The organism is Candidatus Poriferisodalis sp. (genome assembly GCF_965204125.1).
Taxonomy (GTDB): domain Bacteria; phylum Actinomycetota; class Acidimicrobiia; order Acidimicrobiales; family Poriferisodalaceae; genus Poriferisodalis.
Genome location: NZ_OZ241968.1, coordinates 2,943,286 through 2,961,130, shown reverse-complemented (window position 1 = coordinate 2,961,130; position 17,845 = coordinate 2,943,286). Strand labels below are relative to the sequence as shown.

General features: G+C 66.4%; 14 protein-coding genes. 10 read left to right on the top strand and 4 right to left on the bottom strand.

Features of this window, described 5'->3' with window-relative positions:
- Window positions 1-17: 17 nt before the first annotated feature.
- Window positions 18-1,577: an MFS transporter gene (locus ACOGXD_RS13660; protein ID WP_419917410.1), complete on the bottom strand. Its 1,560-nt coding sequence runs from the start codon at window positions 1,575-1,577 to the stop codon at window positions 18-20.
- Between ACOGXD_RS13660 and ACOGXD_RS13655 the strand changes: the two genes are divergently transcribed.
- The 3 genes from ACOGXD_RS13655 to ACOGXD_RS13645 all read left to right on the top strand — a co-directional run bounded on the left by ACOGXD_RS13655 (window position 1,539) and on the right by ACOGXD_RS13645 (window position 6,127).
- On the top strand, window positions 1,539-3,638 hold the full coding sequence (locus tag ACOGXD_RS13655; RefSeq protein ID WP_419915570.1) for a molybdopterin-containing oxidoreductase family protein: 2,100 nt from the start codon (window positions 1,539-1,541) through the stop codon (window positions 3,636-3,638). The genes ACOGXD_RS13660 and ACOGXD_RS13655 overlap by 39 nt on opposite strands.
- 12 nt (window positions 3,639-3,650) lie before the next feature.
- Window positions 3,651-5,153, top strand: coding sequence for a class I adenylate-forming enzyme family protein (locus ACOGXD_RS13650; protein WP_419915569.1), 1,503 nt, complete (start codon window positions 3,651-3,653; stop codon window positions 5,151-5,153).
- A gap of 71 nt (window positions 5,154-5,224) precedes the next feature.
- Window positions 5,225-6,127, top strand: coding sequence for a YihY/virulence factor BrkB family protein (locus ACOGXD_RS13645; protein WP_419915568.1), 903 nt, complete (start codon window positions 5,225-5,227; stop codon window positions 6,125-6,127).
- Here ACOGXD_RS13645 and ACOGXD_RS13640 read toward each other — a convergent pair.
- Both ACOGXD_RS13640 and ACOGXD_RS13635 read right to left on the bottom strand, forming a co-directional pair.
- Entirely contained in the window at window positions 6,116-7,438 is a 1,323-nt protein-coding gene (locus tag ACOGXD_RS13640) for an McrC family protein (protein ID WP_419915567.1), read from the bottom strand. The genes ACOGXD_RS13645 and ACOGXD_RS13640 overlap by 12 nt on opposite strands.
- Window positions 7,439-9,670, bottom strand: coding sequence for an AAA family ATPase (locus ACOGXD_RS13635; protein WP_419915566.1), 2,232 nt, complete (start codon window positions 9,668-9,670; stop codon window positions 7,439-7,441). It lies immediately after the preceding gene.
- 379 nt (window positions 9,671-10,049) lie between these two features.
- Between ACOGXD_RS13635 and ACOGXD_RS13630 the strand changes: the two genes are divergently transcribed.
- From ACOGXD_RS13630 to ACOGXD_RS13610, 5 genes are all read left to right on the top strand, one after another.
- Entirely contained in the window at window positions 10,050-10,226 is a 177-nt protein-coding gene (locus ACOGXD_RS13630) for a hypothetical protein (protein WP_419915565.1), read from the top strand.
- 276 nt (window positions 10,227-10,502) lie between these two features.
- Complete coding sequence (locus ACOGXD_RS13625) at window positions 10,503-11,945, top strand: HNH endonuclease (protein ID WP_419915564.1); 1,443 nt, start codon at window positions 10,503-10,505, stop codon at window positions 11,943-11,945.
- Between the two features lie 219 nt (window positions 11,946-12,164).
- Window positions 12,165-12,950 (top strand): hypothetical protein, encoded by a 786-nt coding sequence (locus ACOGXD_RS13620; RefSeq protein ID WP_419915563.1) that lies wholly within the window; start codon window positions 12,165-12,167, stop codon window positions 12,948-12,950.
- Between the two features lie 141 nt (window positions 12,951-13,091).
- Window positions 13,092-13,643 carry a TIGR03086 family metal-binding protein gene (locus ACOGXD_RS13615; protein ID WP_419915562.1) on the top strand — a complete coding sequence of 184 codons (552 nt, stop codon included), beginning with the start codon at window positions 13,092-13,094 and terminating at the stop codon, window positions 13,641-13,643.
- Window positions 13,640-14,566 (top strand): MBL fold metallo-hydrolase, encoded by a 927-nt coding sequence (locus ACOGXD_RS13610; protein ID WP_419915561.1) that lies wholly within the window; start codon window positions 13,640-13,642, stop codon window positions 14,564-14,566. Before ACOGXD_RS13615 ends, ACOGXD_RS13610 begins: the two co-directional genes overlap by 4 nt.
- Before the next feature lie 34 nt (window positions 14,567-14,600).
- Here the strand turns inward: ACOGXD_RS13610 and ACOGXD_RS13605 are convergent, their stop codons facing one another.
- Window positions 14,601-16,052, bottom strand: coding sequence for an NAD(P)/FAD-dependent oxidoreductase (locus ACOGXD_RS13605; RefSeq protein ID WP_419915560.1), 1,452 nt, complete (start codon window positions 16,050-16,052; stop codon window positions 14,601-14,603).
- A gap of 97 nt (window positions 16,053-16,149) precedes the next feature.
- Between ACOGXD_RS13605 and ACOGXD_RS13600 the strand changes: the two genes are divergently transcribed.
- Both ACOGXD_RS13600 and speB read left to right on the top strand, forming a co-directional pair.
- Window positions 16,150-16,818, top strand: a complete 669-nt coding sequence (locus ACOGXD_RS13600) for a GNAT family N-acetyltransferase (RefSeq protein ID WP_419915559.1) — start codon at window positions 16,150-16,152, stop codon at window positions 16,816-16,818.
- On the top strand, window positions 16,815-17,840 hold the full coding sequence (gene speB, locus ACOGXD_RS13595; RefSeq protein ID WP_419915558.1) for an agmatinase: 1,026 nt from the start codon (window positions 16,815-16,817) through the stop codon (window positions 17,838-17,840). Before ACOGXD_RS13600 ends, speB begins: the two co-directional genes overlap by 4 nt.
- Window positions 17,841-17,845: the final 5 nt, after the last annotated feature.

The following is a 17,845-nucleotide window of genomic DNA, read 5'->3' as shown; positions in this document are numbered from 1 at the left end:
GACTCGGCAGCGTACTGCTACGGGCCGGCCCGAGAAATGCCCCGCTGCCAGATCCACAGCAGCACGATGCCAATGGCCGACATGGTCGCCGATGCGTAGAAGGCACCGACGGTGGCACCGACGACCCAAGCCGTGACGCCCAGGATCGGCCCACCGATCCCGGCCGAGAGCTCGAAAAACATTGTGAAGGTGCTGACTGCCTGGGCGCGTTCGTTCGGCGGCACGCCATCCACGGCAGCGACCATGAGCGCCGGGTAGAGCAGTGATCCACCCAGAGCCAAGATGACGGTGCCGACATAGAAGCCAACTTGCGACACGAATGTGCCCATCACTGCCATGCCCACCGTTGCGCCGACGAGTGCCAGCGTCGCTGTGCGCTTGGTGCCGAGCTGGTCGGGCAGCTTCCTGCCGATGACCCGCAGGACGAGCACCAAGATGCCGTAGATGAAAAAGATCGATCCGATGAAGTCGGAACTCCAACCCTGCTGCTCGGCAATCTTGGGAAGGAAGCCCCACAGCGCTGGGAAGATGATGATGCCCATCGCGAGGACGATCCCAGGCCACAAGGCCGGTTTGTAGAAGATGCGTCCGGCGTGCTGAGAGGCCGCCGGCGCTCTCGACTTCCCGGGCTCCAAGAGCGAGGGACTGCTGCCTTGTCGGCCGACCAATTCGAACACCATCGGGCGAGCCGCTGCGGCAAGACGCGTCCGATGCGCGGGTGCCCCTGCAACGCCGTTCACAGGTTGTTCCGCATCGCTCAAGTTGCGATGCGGCGCTGAACCAGGTGAGTCGTTGGGCAGCAATCGGGCCACCAAGGCCCCTATCAGCATGAGTCCTCCGGCGACGAGGAACGCCGTGTCGAAGCCACCGATCGGCGACCACGTCTCTGCCCAGTCATTGACGGCAACCCCGAACCACGGTCCCAGAGACATGCCGAGGTAGATCGACACCGAGAACCAGCTCAGGGCCTCGCCCCGACGATGCTCAGGCGCCAGATCGCTGACCAATGCTGCACTGCCGACAAAAAAGGCGCCTTGGAATCCCCCCGTTAGCAAGCGCATGACGAGCAGGACGGCGTACGTATCAGCCCAGACATGAGCGGCGAAGGTCAACGCGGTGGCAAGACTTCCCACCACAATCAGGTACCTGCGTCCACGGGAGTCGCCCAAGCGGCCGATCGTCGGCCGGGCGGCGATCGCAGTCACGGCGAAAACGCCGATGACGAATCCGATAGCCACATCCCCGCCGCCGAGCTGAACCGAGACCAGCAGTGTCGTCACCGGCAGCATCGCGGAAAACGACACTGCCGAGAAGAGCGCGCTGATGTTCAGAATGAGGAACGGAGCGCTGAACAGGCGCGGCGAGTCGTCAAGCGGCGGCGCGGCGGCCGTGGCCCCCGTGAACGTCGTCTGTGACATGGGCAGATTGCCTCGTGCACGCTCCGCCCAGGATTCATCGACGGCGCGCTGGTCTGGTTCAGCCATGCTAGGGGCGATGCTTGAATCGCTGCGGGGAATTTCCAGTCGATGAATGCTGCGATGAACGCTGCGACGTCTGTCGTGCGCGGGGCGTGCCATCACGACTGTCCCGATACCTGCGCTTGGGAAGTCACGGTGCGCGACGGCGTGGCCGTGAACCTGCGCGGCGATCCCCGCCAGCCGTTCACTGACGGCCAGCTCTGCCCCAAGGTGAACCCGTTCCTCGATCGGGTGTATCACCCGGACCGGCTGCTGCGGCCCCTACGACGCGTCGGGCCCAAGGGCGAGGGCCGGTTCGAGCCGGTCGACTGGGATGCCGCGATCACCGAGATCGCCGACCGGATCGGCACCGCCGTCGCGCAACATGGTGGCGAGACGGTGCTGCCGTACTCGCTCGACGGCACCCAAGGGCTCGTGCAGAAGGGCGTGCTGGCCGATCGGTTCTTCGCAGCGCTCGGGGCCACGCAGCTGAACCGGCACATCTGCGGCGTGACCGCCTGGCACGGGGCTGCCGAGGTGCTCGGCGTGCCGCTCGGCGCAGATCCCACCGAGATCGCGAGCGCCCGCACCATCGTGCTGTGGGGCACCAACACGCTGCTCACCAACCGCCACCTGTGGCCGTATGTGGAGCAGGCTCATGGCAACGGCGCCAGCGTCATCGTCGTCGACCCGGTCTCCACGATGACCGCTCAACGCTCCGACTGGCACGTCCAGCCGCGCCCCGGCACCGATGTGGCGCTCGTGCTGGGCATCATCGGCGTGCTGGACCGGGACGGTCTCATCGACGAGGAGCGTGTGAGCGCCGCCGCTTCGGGCTGGGCCGAATTGCGTGCCGAGGCCAGGGCGCTGGGCCTTGAGAGCGCTGCCTCGATCACCGGGCTCGCCGAAGCCGACATCATCTCGTTGGCTCATCGCATTGCGCACCAGCAACCTGCTGTGCTGCGTGCGCTCATCGGCATGGAACATCGTGAGCACGGCCAGGACATTCACCGCGCGGTGGTCGCCCTAGCCGTCGTGTCGGGCTCGGTGTACATGCGCTCCACGCAGGTGTACTTCGACACGGCATTTGCCGATCTCGTGCCGCCGCCGGGACCACAGCGGACCGTCAACATGTCAGCTCTCGGCGCAACACTCACCGATGCCAGCCTGCGACCGCCGGTCACGGTGCTGCTGAACTACGGCTGCAACCCTGCTGCCATCACACCCGACCAGAACCGGGTGCTGGCGGGCCTTGAGCGCGACGACCTGTTCACGGTGGTCATCGAGCAGTTCATGACCGATACCGCCCGCTATGCCGACATCGTGCTGCCCACCACCACCCAGATCGAGCATCTCGACTTGATGAACGCGTGGGGTCATCTCTACGTGTCGCTGAACCTGCCGGCCATCGAGCCGCTCGGCGAGTGCCTGCCGAACACAGAGATCTTCCGGCGACTGGCCAGCGCGCTGGCCCTCGACGCATCCGGCCTCGCCGACAGCGACGAACAGATGGCGCGGGACCTGCTCGCGAGCGGCCACCCCTGGCTCGACGGCATCACCTACGAACGGCTCCAGCGCGACGGCTGGGCGCGGCTCGCAGTGCCAGCGGGCTGGTCTGCGCTGGCCGACCGGGAGGTTCCTCTCCCGCCGTCCGGGGCAGATGCCGACGGCGATGTCGTGGCGCGATCCCGTTCGCTTGGCCCGCTCCGGCTCGGCCCGATCCGCTACCGGCCTGCTGCTGAGTCAGCGGACGGAGATGCCCATCTCGCCGAGCGCTATCCCCTAGCGCTGATGTCGCTCAAACAGCACCAGCGCTTCCTCAACAGCCATTACGGCGGGTTCGAGCACCACCTGCCCGACCCGCCCCGGCCGCGCCTCGACATCAGCGCCGCCGATGCCGAGGCGCGTGGCATCGCCGAGGGCGAGCGAGTGCGTGTCTACAACGGCCGCGGCGAGCTGTTCACCACTGCTGCCATCTCCGACCGCCTGCAGCCCGGTCTGGTGACGATGCCCTTCGGCTGGTGGGCTGGCGAAGCCCATGCGCGCACGGTCAACGTGCTCACCAATGCAGCAATTGGCGGCGACGATCCCGACGTCGGCTCGGCCGCGTTCCATGACACCCTCGTCGAAGTGGAACCTGCCCCCGATGCGCAGCAGACGGTCAACGGCTCATCGTCGTAGCCTGCGATGGCGATGAACGTCGCTCAACTGCTCGAGCGTTTCCCGCACGACGACGCCGTCGTGCTGATCGACCGCTCAGCCACACCGCCCGAGCGGGTCACCGCGTCTGCGCTGCGAGAACGAGCTCTGCGCTGCGGGGCGGGCCTCGCTGCCCGCGGCCTGGCGCCGTTCACCCGCGTCGGTCTGCTCGCTGCCAACTGCGGCCAGTACTACGACGTGATGTTCGGGGCGCCCGCTGCGGGGCTGGTCTTCGTGCCGCTCAACACCCGGCTTCCCGCGGAGACGCAGGCATACATCCTCGACGACGCCGACGTGCGACTGGTCATCTCCGATGCCGAGCACGCACCGCTCGTACCACCCGACATGCCCCACATCATCATCGGCACACCCGAATGGGGCGCCCTTGTCGCCGCCGATCCCCTCACCGCGGTCGCCGATGTGGACGACGACGACGTCGCCGTGCAGATCTACACCTCAGGCTCTACCGGGCGGCCCAAGGGCGTCCTGCTGACGCACCGCAACATCACCTTCACGGTGCTGGAGTACGGCGCCGCGATGCCGGGCGAGGTGATGCTGGTCTCAGCCCCGCTGTACCACAAGAACGCTTCGATGTCCTCCAAGCTGGCGTTCGCAAATGGCGGCACGGTGGTGCTCCTTCCGGGCTTCACGGCTTCGGGCTACATCGAGGCCATCGAGTCCCACCGGGTCACCATGTGCTCGGGCGTGCCGACGATGTTCGCCCTCGTCACCGCCGAGATCGCCTCTCGTGTCGCAGCTGGTCAGGAGATGCCGGACTTGTCGTCAGTACAGAGGGCTTTCATCGGCTCGGCGCCCCTGACTGAGGCCCTGTACGACGACGTGCAGCGTTTGCTCCCACAGGCGGTTGTCTCCAACGGGTACGGCACCACCGAGGCGGTGCTCGAGTTCGGTCCCCACCCCGAAGGCAAGCCCAGGCCCAAGATCTCCGTCGGCCACCAGCACCCCAAGGTGGAGTTGCGGCTGGTCGACCCCAACACGGGCGAGGACGCTGACGCCGGCGAGCTGTGGGTGCGCTCACCCGGTGTCATGACCGGCTACCACAACCTGCCCGATGTCACCGCCGAGCGTCTCACCGACGGCTGGTACCACACGGGCGACCTCATGACTCGCGACGAGGACGGCTGGTACTACTTCGTGGGCCGCGTAGACGACATGTTCGTTTGTGCCGGCGAGAACATCTACCCCGATGCCGTGGAGCAGATGCTCGAAAAGCACGCCGCGGTGCACCAGGCCGTCGTGGTCCCGGTGCCCGACGAGCTAAAGGGCCAGCTGCCAGCAGCGTTCGTGCGTGCCGAGCCCGGCCACACGCTCACGGTGGACGATGTCAAGCAGTACGCGCTCGCGAACGGCCCCGCGTACGCCCATCCCCGCCACGTGTGGATCGTTGACGAGATCCCGCTGGCCTCGACCGCCAAGATCGACCGCAACGGCTTGGTCGCCCGGGCCGCCGATCTGGTGAAGGCTGACTCCCCCTGAACAGCGAGCACGCCGATTCGAATAGCACGGCCGACGCTGCAGCGCGGCCTCACTCGCCGGAGAATCCCCCCGTGCCAGCGAGCCCTACATCGAGGCTCCGCAAGCTGAGTCGCAGCGCCCTGAATATCGCCAACGAGGTCCGCCAGGACTGGGCTCAGCACCGCATCGCCGGGCTCTCCGCCGAGATTGCGTTCTTCGCCCTCCTGGGGCTCTTCCCCGCCGTCATCGTGTTCGCAGCGCTGCTGGGATCGCTCGACGTGCTGATCGGCCAGAGCGCGGCATCCGGCACCGAGGATTGGCTGCTGCAACGGATCAGCGACACCTTCGGAGACCAGAATACGCTCGACGCCACGGTCGCCGATCTCTTCGATCGCTCCGACGCACGGGTCGTGACCGTCGGCATCGTCGTGGCTGCCTATGCGTCGTCGCGCGGCTTCATCGCCGTGGTGCGTGCCTTGAACGTGACCCGCGGCCACCACGGCGCTCGCAGCTGGCTGTCGACCCGCTTCGTGGGCTTCGCCCTGACATTTCTGACGTTGGTGGTCGCCGTCGTGGTGGCGACGATGGTGGTCGTGGGGCCGCTGTTCGGCGGCGGCTCCGAGCTGGCTGGCCGACTGGGCGCTGGAAGCTCGTTCAGCACGGCGTGGGACTGGCTCCGGTGGCCCGTCGTCTTCCTGGCAGTCGTGGCGTGGGCGGCAACGGTGTACCGGATCGCCCCGCGCCACAAGCTCACCTGGCGACGAGAAGTCCCGGGAGCCCTGCTGGCGACGGTGTGGTGGCTGGCCGTATCCGGCGGGTTCGGTGCCTACTTGCAGCTCGCCTCGAACGGCGTCAACGCCGTCTTTGGCCTGCTCGGCGGCGCCCTCAGCCTGCTGCTGTGGCTCTACCTGCTCGCCATGGGCCTCCTCGCCGGCGCCCAGCTCAACAGCCTCCTCGACCGACATCGCCCGTCCGGCGCGTCCTCAACTGACTGACGTGCCCGACGTCTCGACGAGATGTTCGGCGAGTGCGGCGATCTGGCCATCAATGTCGCTGGGGCTGCCTGACAGGTTGATGGCGACGGCGTGAAGTCTCGTACCCGCGTGTCGAATCGTGATCGTTGACGTGGCCAACGATTCGTTTGGGAACTGCTGCTCGACGGATGCGTCTTCGTTCGCGTCGGCGCAGTAGATGAGGGTGCCTTCTGTCAGCTTGAGCGCCGTCGTGTAGGCCAGCAGTTGGTAGTAATCGCCGTGCCGGGCGAGAGGTCCGCCGGTGTCCGCCGCACTCGAGTCGCCGTCCGTGAGCTTGTACTTGAGATCGGCCACTCCAATGGTCTCGCCATGATGGAGAAAGGTGAGATCCGGTCTGATCTCGACGCGCTTCTCGACGTCGAGGTGAGGTCGGCTCTGGGCCTTGACTTCGAGCTGCCCGCGCAATGCGCGCTGCAAGCGAGCGGTGATGAAGTCTTCGAAGAGCTGATTCATGTCCAACATGAACGCCGACGCCGCAGTGTCGCCGTGTTGGTCTTGCAGGGTGCAGTTAGCCAGGATCAGCCGGGCCAGCCGCAATGCGGGCCGATAGTGCTCGTTGAGCCGGGTGTATTGGATGCGGTCGAGACGATCCAGCGCCACCGTCGCTGTCGGTTCCGCCACGCCGTCGAGCGCTGCGAGCAGCCGGCGAAGCCGCCGCCGATCGTCGTGTGGTACGTCGGGCACACGCAGCGCCAACCGAATTGCCGCAGTCAGGCAGCGGTTCTCGTCGACATCGGCGGTGAAGTCATCCCAAGAGCAGGCCATCGGCACCAGTACCCCGCCCCGCCGGAACTGTCGCACGAAGTCGATGCGTCCCCGCAGCGCAAGCAAGTCGTCCTCCTCGTGCCGGTAGTGATGGAACAGCCCACGTGCCAGCGTGGTTTCGGCGGTGCGTGCGAAGAACGAAACCAGCGCCGGCAGCAGCTCGTCGTTGGTTGCGTAGTCGATCGCTTCGGCCCGCCAAGCCTCAGACGGCAACCCCACTTCCAGCAGTAAGAACAAGTTCTCGGGCTTGATCTTCGGACGAACGATGACCCGCAGATCACCCAGCGAGAACCCACCTACCCACTGCCGGGTTGAAACCTTCCACCACCCAGGCTCTTGGTCAGTCGCCACCGAAACCCACGGCGTCTCCCCGAGGCAACGCGCCATCCCGTCATCGAGTTGCCAACGTTCGGTGCTCCACTCGTGGAGCACGATCTGCTGTTCCCCGCCCAACTCGGGAACCATCTCGGAGACATCCGGCCTCACCGAACTATCGACGACCGACATCTACGAGTCGCCGTGGCTTTCAGGGCTCTCATCGTGGTTGGATGCGGGCTCAGCTTCCTCACCGGATCCGTCGGACGTTCCCATATCCGAGGCCGGCACGGCCGCACCGGGGCCATCGCGCCTCCAGACCTCGCCGAACCGATAGCTGTCGATCACCACCTGCCGACCGAAGAACTGGTCCTCGATGAGCGGTTCAATGTTGTATTCCCAGATTCGCCGCAAGCCGTTCTCGTCCAGGTCTTGCTTCATGAAGTGGCTCGGCCCGATCAGCATGTAGTCGCCTCCAAGATCGGCCCGGAGCCGTTCGTTGACCGCATCGAGCAGGTCAGCCACCCAATCCTGTTCGAGCTCCTTGTCCTCGTACCACCTCCGCAGCAGCCCCGCCGTCGGCTCACGATCTGGGAAGAACGGCACAAAGTGGAACCGCCGCCGCATAGCAGCGTCAATCAGCGCGATCGAGCGGTCTGCCGTGTTCATCGTGCCGATGAACCACAGGTTCTCAGGCAGCGAGAAGTCCTCCTCCGGTCGGTACTGGGTCTGGATCGGCTCTGTGCGGTACTCCAGTAGGTACAGCAGTTCGCCTAGCACTCTGGGCAGATTCGCCCGGTTGATCTCGTCGATGACCATGACGTGCAACTCGTCTGAATGTTCTTCCGCGCGCTCGGCGAGCCGAACCAACGGCCCCGGCGTGAGCTTGTAGGTCATCCGTCCGTCCTCATCGACTTGAGGTCGGAACCCCTCGAAGAAGTCCTCGTAGGAGTACGCCGGGTGAAACTGCACCAACGAGTACCCCTCGTGGACCTCGTCGTCGCCGTATTCCGTCAGTTTCCAGGCGAGCTCTCCCGCGAAGTGGGTCTTGCCCGTCCCGGGCGGTCCATAGAGAATCACCTGCCCCTTGTCCTCCAAGAGCGCCACGATGTCCTTGAGGAATCCCACGTCGCACAGCAGGTCGTCGGCCAGAACCGCTAGGTCGACTTCGTCGATCCATGGTTCGTCCGGCTCGTCGTCGTTCGGGTGCCGCTCCATTACCCAGTAGAGGAACTTGGACATTCCCCATGTGTCGACATCGACGTTGTCAGAAAAGTGCGGACGCAGCGTGTCCAGCAGCAGGTCGTTGGCCCGCATCACCACTGCCCCCGAGTTCAGGCCCGCCGTTGGAAGCGAGAGCAGTTCGTGAACCCCCTGCTGATCGTCCTCGCCAATGAGACCCAATCGGTCAAGGACCTCGATCATGTCGATCACGCCCGGGTACTTGCGGCTCTTGCGCAATAGGTAGATCGGGATGATGTCGCGCGGCTGACAGATTGCAAGCAAACGCGTCCCAGTCACGTACCGCACGCCACTCAGGACTCCGGACGCTGCGGCTCGATCAAGTCGCGTGGCCTCGTCATCGCTGCCGAAGCACACTTCGGCTAACTCGCTACGAATCAGAGGCCAATCTTGCGCGGATGCCTTGTTGACGAGCTTGTTGGCGCCCGCGCCTGCATACCCCACGCTGCCGTAGTCGAACTCAGCAGGGTTCCACACCGCCTTGACCGCCTCGCGTTCGTCATGAGCGGTTTCTGGTAGCGACCTCAGAATCTGCTCGAACTCGGCTCGCGCTAGCTCGTGCTGGTGATCATCATCGCTGGGATAGCCGGTGGCGCGAAACTCAGCCACCAACTGCGCAAGCCGCACCGACTGGTCCTGGTCGGCCGGCGCCTCCGCATCTTGAGGGCCGGGATCGACACCGTGTTCTGCGATATAGCGGACTCGGTACGCCGCATCACGCGTGCGAAGGCCGAAGACAGTCCCCGAACTGTCCATCGAGTACAGGAGATCCTGCCTGATGACATCGCGCTCAATTCCGGTTCTCAGCCAAGTGACCCTTCGGCGCTTCTGCAAATGATCCGGTTGGCTGCGGTCGTATTCGAATGAGCCGTCGACCCGGCCGACAGCGATCGGGTTACCGTCCGTCCCCTTCATTGGCATCACGACGAGGTCGCCTGCCTTGATTCTGCCGCCGAACGCCCATATCTGCGTGAGGGCGCTCTGCCGGTCATTCTCGGACAGATCCCCAAACCGCTCGTCGATGAAGTCCCTGAGCGCATCACGGGATTCGCAACCCTCGACGCCGCTCCAATCGCCCCACCCGGCCCAGGCGATAGTGACGACGTCGTTACGGAGGTTGTGCTCGACAGCCTCGCCCTCGCGCCCTGCCCGTACGACCCAGCAGTTGGGCAACTCTGTCACCGCTGAACTGCCCTCACACCATCTCCACCACCGTCGGACGCGTGACCGATAATCCCCCTGAGGTTTGATTTGGAGATCGAGCACCCTCGTCACCCACTCCGTCAAGAGCGGTTCGTTTCGTTCATCAGGACGGGCCTGCTGGCCGAGTGCATACGGGATCCAACGGTTCACAACACTTCGAAGGTTCCCGATGAGCCCGGCCGGGTCCGTTGCATTGGCAGTGTCCTGCACATGGTCAAGAAATGCACCTAGGCGTTGCATCCAAACCTGCTCGTCGTTCATGGCGGCGAAGCTACTGCGAGGGTGCGACACGCTGTCAGGGTCCGCTCTGCGAGTGCGGTCGGCCTTCCGCCGTTGTCGGCGTGGCAGCAATTGGTCCGTGGATGACGAGACCGATGACACCCAACCGCCCACGCCGGCTGTCGTGATGTCGGCGCGTGAGGCGGCGTTGTTGCGCAATCCTGAGCTGGTGGCACAGATCGAGGCCGATCAGGCGGACCCATCGCGGGCTGTCCGCTCCGAAGCCAGGCGGCCCCGCCAAGACTCAGGGAAGTAGCCACCCCCCCCGGAGTCGACGGCGACACCGTCACATTGCTGCTTGATCTGGGCTGCGGGAATGCGCTCAGGCCGCCCGTGTTGCAAGCGGCCATGCAACCGGACGGTTGGTCGTGCACGTTCCATTTGTGACCAGGTGCGCAGGTGGGTTGTTCCCTGATTCAGTAGGCCCGCAGCTGCTCAGCGGTACTCCGACCCGATTGCCGACATCGAAACGAGGAGATTCGGATGCGCGCGAATGTTTGTTTGTACGAACATTTGTGTGTATACTCGTCTCATGTTCACCGAGTTGCGCTTCGAGCACCGTGCCGGCAGCCGTGTTGCCGTGCCTGAAGTGCATCCGGTCGGTCGATCTGACGATCCCGCAGAGTCGGGAGGTGACGAGCCGGACTGGGCCGAACTCAACCGTGAGGCTGCCGAGGTCCGGGCCGGTGCTCGGGGCGCCGAGCGCGGCCCGTTCATTGAGGCGCAGTGTGCGGCGAGGTTGGGGCTGGAGTCGCTGACCGACAGCGATCTGTTGGACCGTGTCGTCAAGCTGACGGCGGAGCGGTCCCGCATCGAGGCGGAGTATCTGGCGGCGGTCGGCGAGCTGGTGTCCCGAGACGGAGCGCAGTCTGCTGCGTGGCAGCTGCGCGAGTACACGCGCATGAATGGCGCGCAAGCTCGCAGCGAAGCCCGGCTCGCCGAATCGCTCGCCGAGCACTCCTTGGGAGACACGCTCGATGCGCTGGCGGCCGGCGAGATCCACATGTCCCATGCCAAAGTGATCGCCCGGGAGACTCCCAAGACCCACCGCCGCGGCGAGTCCGACTTCTTGGGGCTGTGCCGTGCCTATCCGTCAGATGTGGTGGCCCGCCACTCCCTGGCCTATGAGAGCGAGCAGGTCTACGCCGACCTTGCTGCGGAAGCCGCTGCGGCAACCCCAGGGGGAACCGTTGAGCCCGCTGACGCCGAGCTTGCCCTCCAACGGCACCAGCGGCGCTGCTCGATGCGGCTGGGCGACGACGGCATGTGGCACCTGAACGCCGATCTCGACTACCTCGTCGGCCGCCAAATCAGCATGCAGCTCGCTGCGGCCGAGCGCGCCGTGCGCCAGCGCGACGACTCGGCCGAGGACACGTTCCCTCAGCGCAACGCCGACGCCCTGTGCGATCTGATCCTGGGTCGCCAACGTCCCGGCGCCAGCTTGGTGATTGCCGCCGACTATGACAGCGTCTCCGGGCAGCTCGCCAACCCTCGGCTCGATGACGGCACGCCTATCTCGGCGAATCAGCTTGCCGAGCTCGCCGCCGACGCCAAGATCCTTCCGGCCATCTTCAACAGCGACTGGAGCCAACTCGCCTTGGGCCGAGTCCGCAGCGCGTCCGAGGCGCAACGGATCATCCTGGCCATCCGCGACGGCGGCTGCATCGCGTGCGCCACCCACTCCGAGCAATGCCACGCCCACCACATCGACTACTTCGAAGATGGCGGGAACACCGACATTCCGAACCTCGCCAACCTGTGCGAACCCTGCCACCTTGACCATCACCAACGCCACTGGCCCATCGAAACACCACCCGGCGGCCGACCACGACGAGCACCCCCCGGCGGCCAACCCAGCCCGCCTGCACCTACCGAACCATCCGGTCGAGACCCCACGGCATCACCCAGCCGAGATCACGTCCGGCTACCTGACCCGGCCATCACCACAGACTCCGATCCAGCAGCCGCAGCCTGACCGACCAACCGCAACGGTCCGCTCAGCCAGCGCCGGACCCATGGATTCCCGAAGCTGGGCGACGATCGGCACAGAGCCATGTGCGAGGTAATTGCTGATGTTCGAGGGCTGCTGCCTCGGCATCTGCCTGCCACCCGGGTCGGCGGCCCAGCTGCGGGATGTATGTGGAGTCCTGCGGCGAGCGGGCACCGTGCAGGCCGCTCTCCTAGGGTGGCGGGCATGTGGATTCGTCTTCGTCAGATTGCTGTTACTACTGCCGACTTGGCCCAGACCTCGGCGGACATCCAGAGCGTTCTCGGCGTTGAGCCGTGCTTCACCGATCCCGGTGTCGGCATCTTCGGCCTCAAGAATGTGCTGTGGCCGGTGGGCACCCAGTTCCTCGAGTGCGTCACGCCGATCCAAGAAGACACTGCTGCCGGCCGGTACCAGCAGCGGCGCGGCGGCGACACCGGGTACATGGTCATCACCCAGGTCAGCGACGTTGCTGCGCGCCGTGCCCACGTCGACGAGTTGGGCATCCGGATCGCATTCGAGATGAACTTCCCAGAAGAGGGCCATGTCGGCATGCAGCTGCACCCGGCCGACACCGGCGGTGCCTTCTTCGAGATGGACCAGATGACCGGACCCACCGGCGACGACGTCGGAGGCGCTTGGACGCCTGCCGGCTCCTACTGGGAGCCCTACGTCTGCACCGACAGGGTGAGCAACATCGCCGCCGCCGAGCTCCAGAGCCCCGACCCGCAGCGCTTGGCCGAGCGTTGGAGCCAGATCGCGCAGATCGACCTCGACACCGATGCCGACGGCCACCCCACGATCCAGCTCGACAACGCCACCCTCAGATTTGTGCCGGAAGCCGACGGGCGCGGCGAAGGCCTCGGTGCCATCGATGTCACGACTGTCGACCGCGCAGCGGTGCTCGCAGCAGCCCGCACGCGGGACTGCTACGTGAACGACAGCCAGGTCGCGCTCGCTGGCCTGCGCGTCAACCTCGTCGACGCCGACTGAACGGGCTTGCCGGCACTTGCCGGACCGCGCGTCAATCTCGTCGACGCCGACTGACACGGGCTTGCGGGCGCTCGTCGGCCTACCATCGGCATCCGCCGCAGGTCGCCGCTCGGTTGCGACCACACAGGGAGGTTCTTGCCGATGAGCGAGATCGTTGACCAATTCAAGCGCTCCGTCGAGCTCTTCGACTCGGTGGTGGCCAGCGTGCCCGACGATGCCTGGGCCAACGACACGCCGTGCGCCGACTGGAATGCGACCGAGCTGCTGCGTCACCAGTGCGGCGTGCTCGACGCGCTCGCCGGCATCGCCCGCACCGGCGAGGTGGGCATGCCCCAGATGGCCGACGACGCCGGCGATCCGCCGGCCCAATGGCAGACCACCCGCGACGGCGTGCTCGCCGCAATCGACGGCGCCGACCTCTCCGCCGAGGACAAGTACTGGTTCGGGCCGATGAGCTTCGAGAACTTCGTGGGCATGGTGCAGTGGGATCCGCTGACCCACGCATGGGACCTGGCCCAGGCCAGCGGCAACCCCATCGACCTGCCCGACGACCTGTGCGAGGCCACCCTCGCTCGGGTGCAAGCCTTGGGCGACATTCCCCGCAAGTGGAGGCTGATCACCGATGCGGTCGATGTGCCCGACGACGCGCCGATGTCGCACCGCTACCTGGGCTACGTCGGGCGCCAGCCGTGAACGCCGCCGCTGAGAGCGAGGCCGACCAGACAGACGCCGGCAGCGAGCGTGCCGAGCCGCAGCACTGGCAGATCGGCGAGGTGTCCATCACATCCGTCTCGGAGGCCGCCACGCCAACCTCGCCTCGCTTCCTCTACGACGGCGTCAGCAAGGGCGGCGTGCTGGCCCGAGCGGAAGCCGCACCGTGGCTGCGCCCGCATTTCGTCAGCGACGACGGCTACCTGCTGCAGCGCATCCATACCTGCGTGATCTCGGCAGGCGAACACCGCATCGCGGTGGACACCTGCGTCGGCAACGACAAGGAACGCACCAACCCGCTGTGGCACCGCCAGCAAGGTCCGTTCCTCGACGATATGGCCGCAGCGGGCTTCCCGCCCGAGTCGATCACCCATGTGGTGTGCACCCACCTGCACGTGGACCATGTGGGCTGGAACACCTGCCTGAATGCCGACGGCGAATGGGTGCCCACATTCCCCAACGCGGAGTACCTGTTCTGCGCGCCCGAGTACGACTACTGGGCCAATCACGAAGACCTCTTCGGGGATGCCGTGTTCGAGGACTCGGTGGCTCCCATCGCCGCCGCGGACCGCGCCAACATGGTCGAAGCGGTCGACAGCATCTGCTCAGAGGTGTCGTTCCAGTCCACGCCGGGCCACACGCCGGGGCACCTCTCGGTGGTGATCTCCAGCGGCGGTAAGCGAGCGATCATCACCGGCGACATGGCGCACACCCCGATGCAGCTGGCCGACCCCGACCTCAGCTCGATGTTCGACACCGACCCAGACGAGGCCCGCCGCACCCGCCACGTGGCGTTCGGCGACTGGGCCGACGGCGAGACCCTGGTGATCGGCACCCACTTCGGGGGACCCACCGCCGGCGTCATGGTCCCCCACCAGGGCGCTTACCGCCTCGACTGCGACTGAGGCGTCGCCCAATCTGCGCCGCCTCGCAACGGGACTAGTGGCCGCCGCGGAGAAACTTCGCAATCCCTGACATCAGGCGATCCGGACGGTCCGAGCGCAGTTCGCGCTCATCGGCAATTCCGAGCAGAGCGCGGCTGGCCCGCACACCGAGCCAGCGCAGCGGCTCCGGCTCCCACCGACGCGAGCTCACCCCCACCCAGGGCAGGCTCGTGCGCTCGGTATCGCGCTCGGCGATCATCTCGGCCATGGTGCGGCCAGCCAAGTTGGACGCTGCCACGCCCTCGCCCACGTAGCCGCCCAGCACGCCTTCGCCGTTGCGCGGGTCGAAACGCACGCCGGGCAGCCAGTTGCGCGGGATGCCCAGCACCCCGCCCCAGCGGTGGGTGACACGCGCCTCGGCCACCTGCGGCAGCATCTCGGAAAGCACCCGCCAGATCCGCCGGTGCATACCCAGATGCGTCTCGGCAGCGGGCACAATCCGGGAGCCGAAGCTGTACGGCTCCCCGGTGGCGCCGAAAGCGATCCGGTTGTCGGCAGTGCGCTGTCCGTAGGTGACCATGCGGCGATCGTCGGCGAAGCTCGGCCGGTTGGCGAGGCCGATGTCGTCGAAGACTGCATCAGGCAGCGGCTCGGTGGCGATCATCCGCGAATAGACGGGCAAGATGTCCCGCCGCAAGCCCTGCAGATCTCTCGTGTACGCCTCGGTGGCGCGAACGATCACCGGGGCCCGAACTTCGCGGCGGCCGCGGCTCATCGGCGAGCCACGAGCGCCCTCTGCGGCAATCTGCACCGCACCGCCGTCGAAACCGGCTACACGAGTCTGCTCGTAGATCTCCACCCCCGCCGCTTCGGCGGCGCAGGCCAGCCCCAGCGCCAGCTTGGCGGGATCCACTACCGCAGAAGGGCCGAGCAGGACACCGCTGCGCACATCGGTGGCGTTGAGCTGCTCGCGTGCTTCGTCAGCATCGAGCAGGCGGATCTCGTCTTCGGTCAGCCCGAAGCTGCGAGCTTCGGCTATCTCGGCGACCTGCCGCTCCGCTTGGGGACCCGTGCGCGCCACCCTGATGGTGCCGCCTTTGGCGTAGTCGCAGTCGATGCCCTCAGCGGATGCCACACGCCCGATCTCGTCGACGGCGTCGAACACGGCTCGCAGCAGGCGCCGAGATTCGGTCGGGCTGGAACGCCGCGCGTAATCGGCAACCGAGCCGGCCAGCTCCCCCACCGCCCAACCCCCGTTGCGCCCCGACGCACCGAAGCCGCAGTGGTGCCGCTCCAGCACAACCACACGCATCGCAGGCTCCAGCCGCTTGAGGTAGTAGGCGGTCCACAGGCCGCTGAAGCCGCCGCCCACGATGGCGACGTCGACGTCGAGATCACCCTCGACAGCGGGACGGGGCGCGACAGGCGGCTCGAGCCGGTCGATCCACAGCGGCGTCGTCGATGCCGTCTCCAGCGACCAAGGATCCGAGTCCAGTGCAGCGGCCATCCCCTTCGAAAACTACTGCCGCTGCCAGCCGCTTCCCGGCGCAGGGATAATCTCTCAGCCGGCGGCTGAGTGCGGCAGGCGCCGCGGGGGTGCTGCGATGCGTGAGATCGAAGCCGTGTCAGTCGGCGAGCGCTCGGGCCTGCGATACGCCCGGATCCTCCCGGAGTGGGCTGCCGAACTGGAGGCCCTGGAGCTGGCCTCCCACCCGACCGCAGACCGCGCCGACCTCTATGACGCCCAAGGCTTTAGCCAGCTGGCGCAGGACTTCCCCGAGGGCTGCTTCGCAGGATTCGACGGCGACGAGCTCGTGGCCATGGGGGTCGGCATCTGCTGCGACTTCGACTGGGAGAACCCGATTCACACGATCGCCGATCTGGTCCCCGAAGACCACAGCGCCAGCGGGCACGATCCCGACGGGCGCTGGTACTACGGCACCAGCATCGCCACCCGGCTTTCCCACCGGCGCAAGGGCATCGGCGCTGAACTCTACGTGCTGCGCAAGCAGGTCTGCATCGATCTCGGCCTGGACGGCATCGTGGCAGGCGGCGTCATCCCCGGCTACGCCGAGCACAAGGAAAACATGAGCGCCGACGAGTACATCGCCGAGGTGCGGGAAGGCCGGCTGTACGACAGGACGCTGAGCTTCCAGATCGAGAACGGGTTCGAGGCAGTGTGCGGCCTGCCGAACTACATCGCCGATCCGGCAACTGACAGCTGGGCTGCCTTGATCGTGTGGCGCAACCCACAACTACAGAGCGGCGCGTGAGCGACAGCACCGATCCCGCGGCGGGCGGAGGAGGCTTGATCGCCGGCTCCGACGCCGAGACGCTCGGCGACCAGGCATTCCGCTCAGACGACCTTCACGGCCGCAAACCCGAGATGACCTATGGCGGCGCGCTGTCGTTCCTGCGACGCCGCTACACCCGCGACATCGCCGACGCCGACATCGTCGTGTCGGGCATCCCGTTCGACATGGCGACGTCGAACCGGCCGGGTGCTCGGCTCGGTCCGCGCGCCATCCGGGCAGCGTCAACAGGACTCGCCGAGCTCGACGCCTACCCCTTCGGATTCGATCCGTTTGCCTTTCTCGCCGTGGTCGATTACGGCGACTGCTTCATCGACTACGGCCACCCCACCGAGGCCGTCGAGCGAATCGAGGCCCACTGCACGGAGATCCTGGCTCACGGCGCGCAGATGGTGACGTTCGGCGGCGACCACTTCGTCACCTATCCGATCCTGCGGGCCCATGCGGCCAAGCACGGGCCGCTATCGCTCATCCATTTCGACGCGCATCCCGACACTTGGCCCGACGACGAGGGCCGCCTCGATCACGGCTCGATGTTCCTGCGAGCGCTGCAAGAAGGCATCATCGACCCGTCTGCGTCGGTCCAGATCGGCATCCGCACCCACAACGACGACGACTACGGGTTCACCGTGCTCGGTGCGCCCTGGGTGCACCGCAACGGACCCGCTGCTGTGCTCGAGGTCGTGCGGGAGAAGGTCGCCGACCGCCGGGCCTACGTGACCTTCGACATCGACTGCATCGATCCGGCATTTGCCCCGGGCACCGGCACGCCGGTGTCAGGAGGGCTCACCACCGCGCAATCGCTGGAGATCGTGCGGGGCCTCGCCCCCTTTGACATCGTGGGGATGGACGTGGTCGAGGTCGCCCCCGCGTACGACATATCAGAGATCACCGCCTTGGCGGCTGCAACGCTCGCTCACGACTTCATCTGCACGCAGGCCGTTCGTGCCGGGGCGCCTGCACAGCCGCTGGGGCTGACATGAGCAGC